Here is a 12,622-nt window from a genome sequence, read left to right on the forward strand (position 1 = left end):
TGCGCGGCTCAGAATGGACACGCGGACGGCTGAGGTGAAGGGAGCCGGTATCAGGCAGTTCTTCCGCAATTCCCGTTCGTTTGTCCTTGGTGCGGGGATCGGCTCGGGCATGACCGCCAGGGCCGCCGAGCGGGCGGGGGCCGACTTCGTGCTCGCGCTCAATGCGGGCCGTTTTCGTGCCATGGGTGGGGCCTCGCCTGCCTCGATCCTTCCAATCCGCAACAGTAATGAATTCGTAGCAAACTTCGGACGGACCGAAATCCTCCCAAGTACCAAACTGCCAGTCTTCTTCGGCGCCTGTACCTTCGACCCTGAGCTCGATCTTGATCGTTGGCTCGATCGGATCATCAAATGGGGATTTGCCGGTGTGACCAACTTCCCATCGGTCATACACATCGACCATGAGCGCAGGTCATTGCTCGAGAAGTGTGGTCTTGGTTACTCCCGGGAAATCGAGCTCCTCGTGAAAGCTGCAAAACGCGGCTTGATGACGATTGCCTATTCGCGCAGTCAATCCGAAGCGCGTCGCATGGTCGAGGCGGGCGCCGAGGCCATTTGCATCAACTTCAATCTCAACCGCGCGGTTGAAAGCGGAGCCGATCCGTCGATCAGCCTGTCTGAACTTGCAGCGCGTACGAATGCCGTTGCGCGCGTTGCTCAATCGGTCAACAAGAGCACCATCTGCCTGCTTGGGGGCGGCCCCATCACCAAGCCGGACGAGCTCCTCGACATCTGCCGCGAGACCGGAATCCAGGGGTTCATCGGAGGCTCCTCGCTGGACCGCGTGCCTCTCGAGATGTCGGTCCTCGAGGTAACATCAGGCTTCAAGACCATCCACCTGTTGCGCGAGAAGGTGGATCTGCTCGAACGACAGCTGCAGTTAAGTGGTTTCAGGCACGGCGTGATCGCGCAGTCCTCGGCAATGAAGCGTATCCTTGAGATCACCAAACGCGTTGCGGCGACCCCCAGCCCAGTCCTCATCTGGGGGGAGGCTGGCTCCGGCAAGCGGAGAATAGCAACCCTGGTTCATGCGTTTAGCGACCGCAGGCACGCCAAAACGGCGTTGTTTCATTGCCGCCTCGGTCCGGCGATGAATATACTTGGCCCGTTGTTCGGCGCCGAGCGTCTTGAGAGCGGCAGACGCCAATTGTCACTCCTGGAGGCGTCGAGTGACGGTGCCGTCGTGCTACTGCATGTCGACCAACTTTCGCGCGATGGACAGGAGCGGCTTGCCGATTACCTCGAGACAGGCGGATTTACCCCTCTGAACGGGGTAACTGTGATGCGTTCCAATGCCCGGATCATTGCGACCGCCACGGTCGAGCGCGGCGCTGGCCTTGAAACGGTTCTGTGCGCGCGGCTTCTCGCCCTTTTTACCGGCCTCGATGTCCAATTACCTTCGCTGCCCGACAGGCTTGAAGATTTGCCGCAACTCATTCAACACTTCACGGTCGAAGCAAAGGGGGATTCCAGCGCCCAGACGCTCACAATCGAAAACTCTGCATTTCTCGCGCTCGCCGGGCACGACTGGCCGGGCAATTTGCGCGAGCTGCGGCAGGTCGTGAACCAGCTCGTAACCCTTCCAGCAAGTCACATCACCGGTGAGGTGCTAAGGCCGCTTTTGGACACAGCCTCACATGCAAGGCCGCCCGTTTCTCTTTCGGAGCGAGACTGGATTATTGAGGGCTTGAAGAGAAACAGGCTTCACCGCGGCAAGACTGCCCGCTCTCTCGGGCTTTCGCGAAAAACCCTCTATAACAAAATCAAGAAGCTGCGGATCCTCGAATAACGCTTCATGCTCGTCGAAGCGGCTGTTTGGATGTGGCTGCATGCTCCAGCGCGAATTTCGGTACGGACGCTCCTTGAGAGCCAAGGCTTACGAGCGTTATGTCCGCTCCAATCGGCAGCGCAAGCGCATCGGGACGCAGATAGACGAACCCACCCAGCTGCGAACCCAAGCGTTGTTCTGCTGCTCTCATCTCCGACTCGTTTGCCGCGACAAACAGGACTTTGAACCCGCGATTTGCAAACCACTCCATTCTCCGAAGCTCGAGCTCCTGACCGCGATCGATCGGCACTCCTGCCGGTGTCCGTTCAATCATGGAGGCAGGCGGAAAGTTTGTCACTCCGGTCATCTTTGCATCCTGTAACAGATCTACCATGTCTTCCCAGCAGGCAAACGGATCGATCATGACGATCGCCGCGTAGCAGGAAGGGGGCGCTTTGGGGCTCGTTTGCAAGTCTCGCAGGAGACAGTCGTTCCAGTCGATGACGGGAAGTGTAGCCATGACGAACATGGCATTCTGCGGAAGGGTCCGCAGTGACGGAGCATAGATCGTCATCTGATCACCGCGAGACGAGGAGAGACTTGCGACAAGGCGACCTAAGACATTGGCTCTCACGGTTCTACCCAATTCTACCCATTTGAACGTTTCGCCGATCTTACACGCCGCTCCATCGAGGTCTAGACCACCACTGTCGATCTTGGAGGAGCAATGTCATGTCTTCCCTCGGCGAGGGAGCCGGGCTCGGCTGGAAGCGATGGATGCTAAGGGCCGTCATCACTGTTCATGCTTGCGGTATGCTTGAGTGGCCTCTCCGCGTCTGTCCTCGCCTGCCGGATACGATTTGCCGATGCTGGCCCGAGCTCGGCTCGTTCTGAAAAAGGGCCCGTGAAGCGTCTGGGCTAAAAATTGCGGGCGAGCTATCGCTGCGCCTGACGAATCCGCTAGCAGACCGGTCGTCTGCTTTCCTCCCTGACTCAGCGCCGCTGCTGGAAAACTCCGGCAGCGGCATCTTTTTGTCTCGGAGCGCGCCGCCATGCGGGGGAGCCCAAACCATCAAAGCGTCGCCAGCTGACGCTCGCCTCAGTCCATCCAAATGGGAGGCGGCTTCCATCGTCACACGGCCCTCAATCACCTCGCTTCGAAACCGCTGTACCTCATCGGGGCACCTTCATCGAAGCACAGGGGAAGCCTTCTGCCCGCCCCATTGCCTGTGATCCTTCTCAAGGATGCGGCAGGCGCCGGAGCGCTCTTGGCTCGCCAAGGACGTCGCCTTGGTCAGCGCTCTCAGCGCTGTACGGCTATTCAACGCCACCTGCAAACTTCTGGACGTGCAATCTGCTGTTAATCGGACCTTGAGCCTCTCGGGAAGCGGCTGCTGCTGCTACGGCCGCTTTGCACCTACCCAACTTTACCCAATCGCGCTCGTATCCGGGCTTATGTGCCATTTTACTCCGATCTAGACCTCCAGGTGTCCAGAAACGTCCAGGAGGAAGATCGTGTCTCACCATTGCGCGGACGACCAGAGGTCAGTCCGGGATGGTCACCCGTCCGATCCTGCCGGCAAGGTCGCGATCGTCGCAACCCTGGACACAAAGGGCCGCGAAACCGCTTATCTTGCGCGCGTCATCGAACAGTGCGGCCGCAAGACTCTTACGATTGATGTAGGCACATCAAACAGGAGAGGCAGAAGCGCGTCGGACTGCAGCGATGCACGGGTGGTCGCACCCGCCGAGCTCTTACGGGAAATAGCTGCAAGTGCGCGTGAAGAGGTGAAGGAGCTCCTGCGATTAGGTGCGATCGACGCCATCGTCGGAGTAGCGGGCGGCAAAGGCAGTGCAGTCTTCGGTGAAGTTGTTTCGGAGTTGCCGTATGGATTCCCGAAGCTGCTGGTGAGCAGCGCAAGGCCAGCCCTCCTGGCCGAACTGGCCCTCCAAAACGACGTCATCCTCTATCCGACCCTGGTCGATCTCTTCGGAATCAACGCGTTCACCGAACGCGTTCTGGACAATGCCGGGCGGGCCATTGCGGCGATGCGTTATGTACCGGCTCAAGGTCGGCAGAAGAGAAAGATTGTTGCGATCACGGCCTTTGGGGTCACGACGCCGGCGGCAAATCGCTGTGTCGCGCGGCTGGCAGAGGCAGGCATCGACGCGATCGTCTTTCCGGCCAATGGCGCGGGTGGACGCAAGATGGAGCAACTCGTGTCCGCCGGTGAGTTCGATGCGGTGCTCGATCTGACCACAACCGAGCTTGCTGACGAGCTCGTCGGCGGCACCGCCAGTGCAGGTCCGGATCGGCTCAAAGCAGCTTCTCACCGCATGATTCCGCAGCTCATCGCGCCGGGGGCCGTCGATATGGTGAATTTTGGCCCGCCCTCGAGCGTGCCTGCCGAGTTCAAAGGGCGCCAATTCTATGCGCATACCCCCTTCACGACGCTCATGCGCACGACCGTCTCGGAGAACGAGCGCATAGGAAGGCTCACAGGCGCGCGCCTTTCGCAAGCAAAGGCGCCCGCTCTCGTTTTGTGGCCGGCCAAGGGGGTGTCTGACTATGACCGGGACGGCGGCATCTTTCGAAATCCTGAAGCCGATAGAGCCTGGTTCGACGCGGTCAGGCGGCATCTGCCGCGCTCGATCATCGCTCGCGAGCTGGATTGTCACATCAATGATCCGGAATTTGCGGAGGCGGCCGCATCGTGGATCGTCGAACAATTGACACAAGGAGGTTCATCCCGTGCGGATGTTTGATCGGCCCGAAATACTTGCAAAGATCACAGCTCAAGTTGCGGCGGGGAAGGCAGTGCTTGCCGCGGCAAGCAGTTGCGGCCTCGTCGCAAAATGCGCAGCTCTCGGCGGCGCCGACATGCTCGTGGTCTACAGCACCGGGCTGTCGCGGTTGATGGGGCTGCCGACGAGCCGGATCGGTGATTCCAATGCGCGCACGCTCGGGCTCGCGGCGGAGATCCGCAACGTCGTCTCCTCCGTTCCTGTTATCGGCGGTATCGAGGCCTGGGATCCCCTCCGGCTCGATCTCGATGATCTCTTGGACAAGTTCTGGGCTGCCGGCTTCTCCGGCGTGATCAATTACCCGACCATTTCAACGATGGGTGCGAAATGGCGCGATCGTCGAGGCCGCGTCGGGCTCGGCTTTGAACGTGAGGTCGAGATGATCGCAGCGGCCCGCAGGAAGAGCATCTTCTCGCTCGCCTATGTCGCAAGCGCGCACGATGCCAAAGCGATGGCAACCGCAGGAGCCGACTGCGTCGTCCCACATGTCGGCGCAACGCGCGGCGGGCTCGTTGGTCATGAGGAGGGACAGTCGATTGAAGAGGCCATCAGACGCATCAACGAGATCAATGCTGCGGCTCAGGCCGTTCGCCCGGATGTCATCCTTCTCTGCCATGGCGGGGCAATCGCTGAGCCCCAGGATACCTCGGAAGTCTACCGATCGACCGGATGCGTCGGCTTTGTTGGCGCCTCCTCCATCGAACGGATCCCGATCGAGCGGGCGGTGAAGGCTGCAGCCGAAGAATTCAAAGCCGTTCCGCTCCCGCGAAAGCGACAGCATTCACTGCAGAGTCTGCACCGAGGCACGAATGAATAACCAGATCACTAAATTGAAGCCCAATACCGCTTCCTTCTCCCAAACGCATGATTGGGAGACGGACGTGCTCGTGATCGGCAGCGGCGCGGCCGGACTGTCGGCGGCGCTCTATGCGGCAAAGGCCGGTCTTCGCGTGACCGTGTGCGAGAAGTCTGCCCGGCTCGGTGGCACCACTGCCCTGTCGAACGGCATGATCTGGGTTCCATGCTCAATGCAGGCTCGAGCGGCGAAAATTGATGATTCGATCGCGAAAGCGAAGACCTATCTGCAACACGAACTTGGCAACTATTATCGCGCTGAGTTCGTAGACGCCTATCTTGAAGACGGCCCGACAGCGCTCGCCGGCCTGGAGAATGGGAGTGAAGTCAAATTCACACTGGCCTCCGCCCCCGATTATCATTCGAGCCAGATCGGCGGGGTTGACAAGGGCCGGGCGGTGAGCCCCGCACCTTATGACGGACGGCTTCTCGGCAAGGATTTCGACCTGATAGGTGATCCGATCCGGGTCGTGCTCGGCGGGATGATGATTTCATCCAGCGAGGTCAGAAGCTTCCTCAATCCCTTCCAGTCGGCTGCCGCGCTCAAGCACGTCCTGCGCCGCGTCGGCCGCTACGCAAGCGATCGGCTGCGCTACAGGAGAGGCACTGAACTCAGCGGGGGCAATGCGCTGATCGCGCGGTTACTGGTCAGCCTGCGCAGATATGGCGTTGAAATCCGGCCAAGCTGCCCAGCGGTTGATCTGACGAAAGAGGGCGGGAGAGTCACTGGCGCAATCGTCAAGCGTGATGGCGCCGATCTCCGCATCCGCGCCTTTCACGGGGTGATCCTGGCAACTGGTGGCTTTGCGCGGAACGGTCAGTTGAGAGCCCAGCTCAGCCGAGCCCACCAGCACAATGATACGCTGGCCCACAGCGATGTCACTGGAGACGGCATTGCGCTCGCAGGCAAGCTCGGAGCTGCGATCGATAATGACGTTGCATCGAGTGGATTCTGGACGCCCGTGTCGATCCTCAGGAACGGCCGCTCCTCGCAAGTGGTCCCGTACGGCTGGCTCGATCGTGGCCGTCCAGGTGTCATCGCCGTAGGGCCAAACGCCAAGCGCTTCGTCAATGAATCCAATTCCTACCACGACATCTGCCTTGCCATGTTCAACAACGGCTATCCGGCGGACAAGCGGTTCTATTTCATCTGCGACAAGGAATTCGTCCGCCTCAGAGGCATGGGACACCTGCTCCCCTGGCCCTGGACTTTGAGCATCAAAAAATATGCCCGCATGGGCTACATCGAAATTGGCCGGACGATTGCGGAGCTTGCGGCGGAATTGGGGCTCGACCCGAAAGAGCTGCAAAAGACCGTTGAAGAACATAATGCCCACGCAGCTGAAGGAAGCGATCCGCTCTTCAAACGCGGTGAATCGGCTTTCAACCGAACCCTGGGAGATCCGTCGGTCGGAAAGAAGAACCCAAACCTTGGGGCTATCAAAAACGGGCCATTCATCGCGCTTCCGATTGTCCCGGCAACCCTCGGAACGGCGACCGGCCTGTCAACGGATCCTGGCGGAAGGGTCCTGAATGGAAACGGCGTGCCGATCGCAGGTCTTTATGCCTGCGGCAACGACATGACCTCACCGATGCGTGGGATCTATCCTGGGGCAGGCATTACGATCGGACCGGCCATCGTGTTCGCCTACCGCGCGGTGAACAGCATCGTACAATCCACTCATCAAGGACAGACCGCGGCAGCATCCGGAGCGTAAGTGCGGTGTTTTCACCTCTTGGTCCAGCAACGACGGACGGCGGAGAGAGCGAAAGTGCGCAACGTCGGCCAGCTCGCTTTGAATACCTTATGGGCGGCCGTATCCCGCTTGATACCGGGCTTATCTTCTGACCTGGAGGGGCACGATGCGCCGCTCACGCCACGCTAAGATCGTTGTAACCGTTGGTCCAGCGACCGCGTCGCCTGAAAAGCTTCGTGCGCTTTATCTTTCGGGGGCTGATACTTTCAGGCTGAACTTCAGCCACGGGACCCATGACGATCACGCCCGTGTGCTCGCCTCGATCCGTGCGTTGGAGCTGGAATTCAATCGGCCGATCGGTGTGCTGCAGGATCTGCAAGGCCCGAAGATCCGGATTGGCCGGCTCGATGAAGGGCAAGCTCGCGCGGGATGCCGGGGAGACGGTCTGCTTCGCGCTAAGAAGGACAGGCGGGAAGCAGTCAATCCCGCTGCCGCGCGGCATGAAGGGTACCTATCAGCATTGCGCCGAGAAGCATTTGCACCGATATTTGAACGAGTTTGATTTCCGCTGCAGCAATCGCGTTGCTCTTGGCGTGAACGATCTCGACCGTGCAGAAGTGCGTTGAAGGGTGCCGCTGGAAAGCGCCTCACCTATAAGACAACTAACTAGCCAAGAGGCGCCCTACGGCAAAAGCCGCCGCTCCCCCAAAAGGGAAAAAGGCAGAGCCAAAAACGAAACTGACCGACAAAGAACAATCCGAGCGATTCATGCAAACCGCTCGTGAGCTTGGCGTTGACGAGAGTGGCGAAAAGTTTGAGCGGGCCCTAGGAAAAATCACTTCGTTAACAGCCGCGAGGTCGGGTCGGGCAAAGTCATCCTGGCCCCTTCACGTCGCCGACTTAGCCACCGCGCCGCATCTTGCGGTCCGGAGAAAGCACTCATCACGGATTTGGTGAAAGGCATCTTTTTTACTGCATCAGCAAGAGTCCTGCGGATGCCGCTTTCCTTCAGGTCTATATGGATTTGAGGTATGTCTCTCTTACATCCCCAGGGAAACTGATAGCTCTGGATAGCCTCTCGATTCCCTTCATTGTGCCATTTCCTGATCCACCATGCGTACAGGTCAGCGGCTTGGAGCGGCATAAATCTTTCATCTGGTCTGAAGATTGGCGTGCTGCCGATACGGCCTTGCGCCGCTGGATTCATCAATACCTTCATCCAGTCCCACATCTCCAAGATATGAACCTTTTCCGACTCGTCATCGAAGATGAAATCTACTGGATCGTTCCACTGCATGAATTTCTGCTGATGTATGGCCAAAATCTCAATGAGGCCGCGCGATGCGATGTAATATGGATTTTCAAGGTTTTCTCGCCCGAGCACGGTTTCTGTAACCAATTCGCGAACGGCCTTCTTGAGGGCGGCCGTATCAACCGCAATTGAGATGGCTGCTTGCATGTTGTGCTTTTCAATCAGTCGGTAAAAGTACGCAGCTATTTCTAGCCGCTCTTTCATCTCGAACATTTTGAACCGCGCCATTTGGGCATGGTCCAGTTGCGCTTTCCAATCATCTGAAAAGCTGGCCCACGTGTCAGCATCGGCAATATAGCCGGCCAAAACAAGCGACCGCTTATCGCCGGTACCACTGCCATCAATGTACGCCTGCAGCACCATCAGATGACGCGAGGGGTTTCCATTCTGGGCAAGCCGCTGACGAGGGCCCATGCATCTGCGGCGGCATGCCGGGCAGCCTTCATGGCCTACCCCGGGCCTGCATACCACTTGGGTACGGCAACTACAATGTGCCCAGACCGGCAGCCCTTCCTCGATGGACAAGACCCGAAAGTGTCCGCAACTGATTGCAGCTCGCCTGATCACGAGCCCACATTGCTTGAGCGCCGGCAGCATCAGCCTGGCCGATATACTTCCCTTTATCGAAGAAAAGCTGTCGATCGGCCTGTGGCGGAGCAATGAAAGTGGGCAGATGCAATGGTCTCCCGGATTCTACGAAGTGTTCGGACTGGACCCGCGTCAAACAGAGCCGTCCCCTGCCGAGATCGACAGGAGAATTCATCCCGAGGACGGCGGCCGCGTCCGCAGGTTCGGACAGCGATCAATCGCCCATGCGACACTCGAGGGTGAATTTCGGATCATCCGGCACAACGGCACCTTGCGCAGGATTTGCGCCCGAGCCGAGCCGTTGCCGGACCCGACCGCAAGCCGCAATGGATGCTTGGCCTTGCTGCCGATGTCACGGAAAAGCAAAACTTGTCCGAGGCTCTCAACATTGCAACGGAGCGCTCGAGAGCTCTGGCGCGGCTCGTTCGGGGGCTGGTATGGGACGGCCAGTTGTGATGGTCACATCAGCGCGTTTTCCGATCCAGACCCCTGCGTGGAATACGGCAATCCGGGAAAGTGGGCGGACCTTCTCCATGACAAGGAATGCGAACCCGTTTTGAGGGAGTGGCAAGTCTCCTTAGCAACGGGACAGCCATCCGAGGTGGAGGCCCGGTTGCGGCAGGCAAATGGAGCTTACCGTTGCCATCAATGCACGGCTGTACCGCTCGGCAACAGCAATGGCGGTGTAAGCGAGTGGCTCGGCTTGTGGATCGACGCGCATTAGGATAACTCGCAAGGGAGCGGAAAGGCGCATCGAAGCTCACGGGGAGGCAATTGCGAGCCGCACGGGGGATGCTGAACTGGTCGGTGAAGCAGGTGGCCAAGCGAAGCGGGTTTTCATGCGCCGTCATCAGGCAGCTCGAAGAGTACAATGACACGCTTCCCGGATCCGACGATCTGCTACAGACTCTGTTGACCACGTTTGCGGGTGCGGGAATTGAATTCACATTTCCGCTGGTCGGCAAGCAAGGTGTTCGGCCACAATGACTTGATACCTTCTCGGTGCCGAACTCACTGCCTGCGGCCATCGTGAAGTGGTGCGTCAGCTCGTCTGGTTTCCTCCGATAGTTCGGCAAGCGCTAACGACGCGCGTTTGCGAGCGCCTGCGGTGAGGGCATGCGGATAGCTCTCTGTCGCTTTTGGCTGCATCGAAATTGGGCTGGCGAGAACGGCCGGCGACCCGCCGGGGCCTCTTTAACGTGTCCCGCAATGTCGGTCGCCTGGCCAACATTACCCAACATTACTCAAATCTTCCTGCGTTGATCTAGGCAATCTCGTGCCGCATGTCGTGAATGAAGCGCCGACAGGCGGGCCGCCCAAGAGGCTCACCATTGCCTGCAACTCCCCTTGTCGGGATGACCTTCCAGGAGCGCTCTCGTGTCAGCAGCCCTTCGCATTCCAACGTGCAGCTCACGCCTTCGAGCGCTCGGCGTGAAGATGATTTGCTCCCAAGCCCAAGGAATGTGACGCAGCAACATGGATACGCTACTTATCGCGGCCTTCGAGATTTTGAGCTTTGGTGCCATCGTTGTGCTGGTCGTGCTCGGGCTCGGGATCATTGCCAGCATGATGGGCATCTTCAACTTCGCGCAAGGCGAGTTCGTCCTGCTCGGCGCGTACGTCACTTATCTCGTGCACAGCGTCGGTTTACCGGTCCCGCTCGGCATGCTTGCCGCGCCCGTCGCGGTCGGCACGCTTGGCTTCGTCCTGGAAAAACTGGTCGTACGACGATTCTATGCCGCTCCAATTGTCGCCATGCTCGGCACCTATGCGCTCGGGCTGATCATTCGCGAAGCCGTGCGCGGCCTGACCGGGGGGCTTTATCTCTCGGTCCCGGAGCCAATCAGTGGCTCTATTACGATCGGTAGTCTGCATTTCGCCTCCTGGCGCGGCGTCATCGTCATCATCACTTTGCTGGTCATGGCCGCGAGCCATGCACTGCTCGCCTACACCTCGTTCGGCCTGCGAGTCCGCGCCTCGCTGGAGAATCCACAGCTGGCGCGTGCCTCAGGCATCTCCACGGGCATGATCTACAGCGTCACCTTTGCCTTTGGTGCGGCGCTCGCGGGTCTCGCCGGCGCGCTGATCGTGCCGGTCTTTTCACTATTTGCCGATCTCGGCATCCGCTTTCTTATCCAGGGTTTCGTTGCCGTGATGGTCGGTGGCGTCGGGTCCTTCGCGGGCCCGGTCGCTGGCGCCAGCGTCATCGGTACGTTCAGCGCTTGGCTGCCTTGGCTGATGTCACCGGTCATCGCCGACGTTCTGGTGTTCGTGCTCGCCATCATTTTCATCAAGTTCCGGCCGCAAGGCCTTGTTTCGGGAAGAGGGGTCAATCGATGATCAACGCCAGCCGTCAACTGAGCCGCCGCCGCTTTCTCGGCAATCTCGGCTTCGCCTCCGCCGCCATCGCGGCGGGTCCGGGCAGCTGGGTGATCCGTCCGGATTGGGCAAATGCTGCGGAAGGTCCGATCAGGCTCGGCATTGCGACCGACCTTACGGGGGCACTCGGCTTTGCCGGCAACACCGACGCCAATGTCGCTCGCATGCTGGTCAAGGAGATCAATGACTCCGGCGGCCTGTTGGGACGCCCGATCGAACTCCTGATTGAGGATACTGCCTCCGACGAATCCGTCGCCGTAGGAAATGTGCGCAAGCTGATCCAGCGAGACAAGGTCGATCTGGTGATCGGCGGTATTTCGAGCTCGATGCGCAATGCGATCAAGGACGTCATTATCTCTCGCGGCAAGACGCTCTATATTTATCCCGAGGGTTACGAAGGTAAAGAATGCACACCCTATCTGTTCTGCACCGGCCCGGTACCGGCACAGAATTGCGACCAGTTCATTCCCTGGTTGATCAAGAATGGTGGCAAGCGCTTTGCGCTGCCTGGCTCCAATTATGTCTGGCCGCAAACGATCAACGCCTATGCGCGCAAGGTGATCGAGAGCAGCGGTGGCGAAGTCGTCTTCGAAGAATACTACCCGCTCGATCAGATCGACTTTTCGTCGACGGTCAGCCGCATCATATCCAACAAAGTCGACGTGGTGTTCAACGCCATTGTGCCGCCGGGCGTGAGCCCGTTCTTCAAACAGCTTTATCAAGCCGGCTTCTCCAAAAACGGCGGGCGGCTGGGGTGCGTCTATTACGACGAAAATTTCCTGGAAATGAACCAGGCCCAGGAGATTGAAGGGCTTGCGAGCAGCCTCGACTACTACAAGGTGCTCGCGGCGGAGGATCCGGTGAGCGCCAGGATTCAGTCGGCTTACGACAAGCAGTTCCCTGCCAAGTTCCGATTCTCTGCAGGCAGCGCTGCGACCGGCACCTATCGAGGATTGAAGCTGTGGGAGGCTGCAGTGAAGGAGGCCGGTACAATTGACCGTGACGCGGTAGCCGCCGCGCTCGACCACGCCAAGATTGCGGAAGGGCCGGGCGGGCCCGCCGAAATGGCGCCCGGCAAGCGCCACTGCAGGATGAACATGTACATTGGAGTGGCGAAGGGCGGCCAGTACGAGATTGTCGCGCGTAGCGCCGGCCTGGTCGATCCGAAGGAGTGCTGATGTCATCGACCGGCACCGGCATACAGCCCCCGCCACACGT

General features: G+C 59.3%; 10 protein-coding genes and 2 pseudogenes. 10 read left to right on the forward strand and 2 right to left on the reverse strand.

Annotation, left to right across the window (positions count from 1 at the left end; genetic code table 11):
* The first annotated feature begins 13 nt into the window (after positions 1-13).
* A complete protein-coding gene (locus XH84_RS14265; protein ID WP_245471721.1) occupies positions 14-1,789 on the forward strand; it encodes a phosphoenolpyruvate hydrolase family protein in 1,776 nt (591 codons plus the stop codon).
* A gap of 4 nt (positions 1,790-1,793) precedes the next feature.
* Here XH84_RS14265 and XH84_RS14270 read toward each other — a convergent pair whose 3' ends face one another.
* Positions 1,794-2,342 (reverse strand): hypothetical protein, encoded by a 549-nt coding sequence (locus XH84_RS14270; RefSeq protein WP_245471722.1) that lies wholly within the window; start codon positions 2,340-2,342, stop codon positions 1,794-1,796.
* A gap of 941 nt (positions 2,343-3,283) precedes the next feature.
* Between XH84_RS14270 and XH84_RS14275 the strand changes: the two genes are divergently transcribed.
* From XH84_RS14275 to XH84_RS14295, 5 genes and pseudogenes are all read left to right on the forward strand, one after another.
* Positions 3,284-4,534, forward strand: coding sequence for a Tm-1-like ATP-binding domain-containing protein (locus XH84_RS14275; protein ID WP_245471723.1), 1,251 nt, complete (start codon positions 3,284-3,286; stop codon positions 4,532-4,534).
* Complete coding sequence (locus XH84_RS14280) at positions 4,527-5,390, forward strand: phosphoenolpyruvate hydrolase family protein (protein ID WP_128948462.1); 864 nt, start codon at positions 4,527-4,529, stop codon at positions 5,388-5,390. Before XH84_RS14275 ends, XH84_RS14280 begins: the two co-directional genes overlap by 8 nt.
* Complete coding sequence (locus XH84_RS14285) at positions 5,383-7,146, forward strand: FAD-dependent oxidoreductase (RefSeq protein WP_128948336.1); 1,764 nt, start codon at positions 5,383-5,385, stop codon at positions 7,144-7,146. Before XH84_RS14280 ends, XH84_RS14285 begins: the two co-directional genes overlap by 8 nt.
* 145 nt (positions 7,147-7,291) lie before the next feature.
* Positions 7,292-7,616 (forward strand): annotated as a pseudogene (locus XH84_RS14290) (pyruvate kinase); the annotation flags it as partial.
* Positions 7,617-7,619: 3 nt separating this feature from the next.
* A pseudogene (locus tag XH84_RS14295) lies at positions 7,620-7,795 on the forward strand (IS1595 family transposase); the annotation flags it as partial.
* Between the two features lie 165 nt (positions 7,796-7,960).
* On the opposite strand, the gene XH84_RS14300 reads toward XH84_RS14295, so the two are convergent.
* Positions 7,961-8,800 carry a DUF3800 domain-containing protein gene (locus XH84_RS14300; protein ID WP_164937369.1) on the reverse strand — a complete coding sequence of 280 codons (840 nt, stop codon included), beginning with the start codon at positions 8,798-8,800 and terminating at the stop codon, positions 7,961-7,963.
* Positions 8,801-8,954: 154 nt separating this feature from the next.
* Here XH84_RS14300 and XH84_RS14305 point away from each other — a divergent pair, with 154 nt between their 5' ends.
* From XH84_RS14305 to XH84_RS14315, 4 genes are all read left to right on the forward strand, one after another.
* A complete protein-coding gene (locus XH84_RS14305) occupies positions 8,955-9,749 on the forward strand; it encodes a PAS domain-containing protein (RefSeq protein WP_164937370.1) in 795 nt (264 codons plus the stop codon).
* Between the two features lie 68 nt (positions 9,750-9,817).
* Positions 9,818-10,012: a hypothetical protein gene (locus XH84_RS40370; protein WP_208757082.1), complete on the forward strand. Its 195-nt coding sequence runs from the start codon at positions 9,818-9,820 to the stop codon at positions 10,010-10,012.
* 489 nt (positions 10,013-10,501) lie between these two features.
* Positions 10,502-11,365: a branched-chain amino acid ABC transporter permease gene (locus tag XH84_RS14310; RefSeq protein ID WP_128948339.1), complete on the forward strand. Its 864-nt coding sequence runs from the start codon at positions 10,502-10,504 to the stop codon at positions 11,363-11,365.
* Positions 11,362-12,582, forward strand: a complete 1,221-nt coding sequence (locus XH84_RS14315; protein ID WP_128948463.1) for a substrate-binding protein — start codon at positions 11,362-11,364, stop codon at positions 12,580-12,582. The genes XH84_RS14310 and XH84_RS14315 overlap by 4 nt, the downstream gene beginning before the upstream one ends.
* The last annotated feature ends 40 nt before the right edge of the window (positions 12,583-12,622 follow it).

Origin of the sequence: Bradyrhizobium nanningense (assembly GCF_004114535.1) — a bacterium.
Classification (GTDB): Bacteria; Pseudomonadota; Alphaproteobacteria; order Rhizobiales; family Xanthobacteraceae; genus Bradyrhizobium; species Bradyrhizobium nanningense.

Coding starts and splice junctions, on each gene's coding strand:
- XH84_RS14265 (WP_245471721.1), top strand. CDS start 14: ATGGACACGCGGACGGCTGAGGTGAAGGGAGCCGGTATCAGGCAGTTC.
- XH84_RS14270 (WP_245471722.1), bottom strand. CDS start 2,342: ATGACGATCTATGCTCCGTCACTGCGGACCCTTCCGCAGAATGCCATG.
- XH84_RS14280 (WP_128948462.1), top strand. CDS start 4,527: ATGTTTGATCGGCCCGAAATACTTGCAAAGATCACAGCTCAAGTTGCG.
- XH84_RS14285 (WP_128948336.1), top strand. CDS start 5,383: ATGAATAACCAGATCACTAAATTGAAGCCCAATACCGCTTCCTTCTCC.
- XH84_RS14300 (WP_164937369.1), bottom strand. CDS start 8,800: ATGGTGCTGCAGGCGTACATTGATGGCAGTGGTACCGGCGATAAGCGG.
- XH84_RS14305 (WP_164937370.1), top strand. CDS start 8,955: ATGGACAAGACCCGAAAGTGTCCGCAACTGATTGCAGCTCGCCTGATC.
- XH84_RS40370 (WP_208757082.1), top strand. CDS start 9,818: ATGCTGAACTGGTCGGTGAAGCAGGTGGCCAAGCGAAGCGGGTTTTCA.
- XH84_RS14310 (WP_128948339.1), top strand. CDS start 10,502: ATGGATACGCTACTTATCGCGGCCTTCGAGATTTTGAGCTTTGGTGCC.
- XH84_RS14315 (WP_128948463.1), top strand. CDS start 11,362: ATGATCAACGCCAGCCGTCAACTGAGCCGCCGCCGCTTTCTCGGCAAT.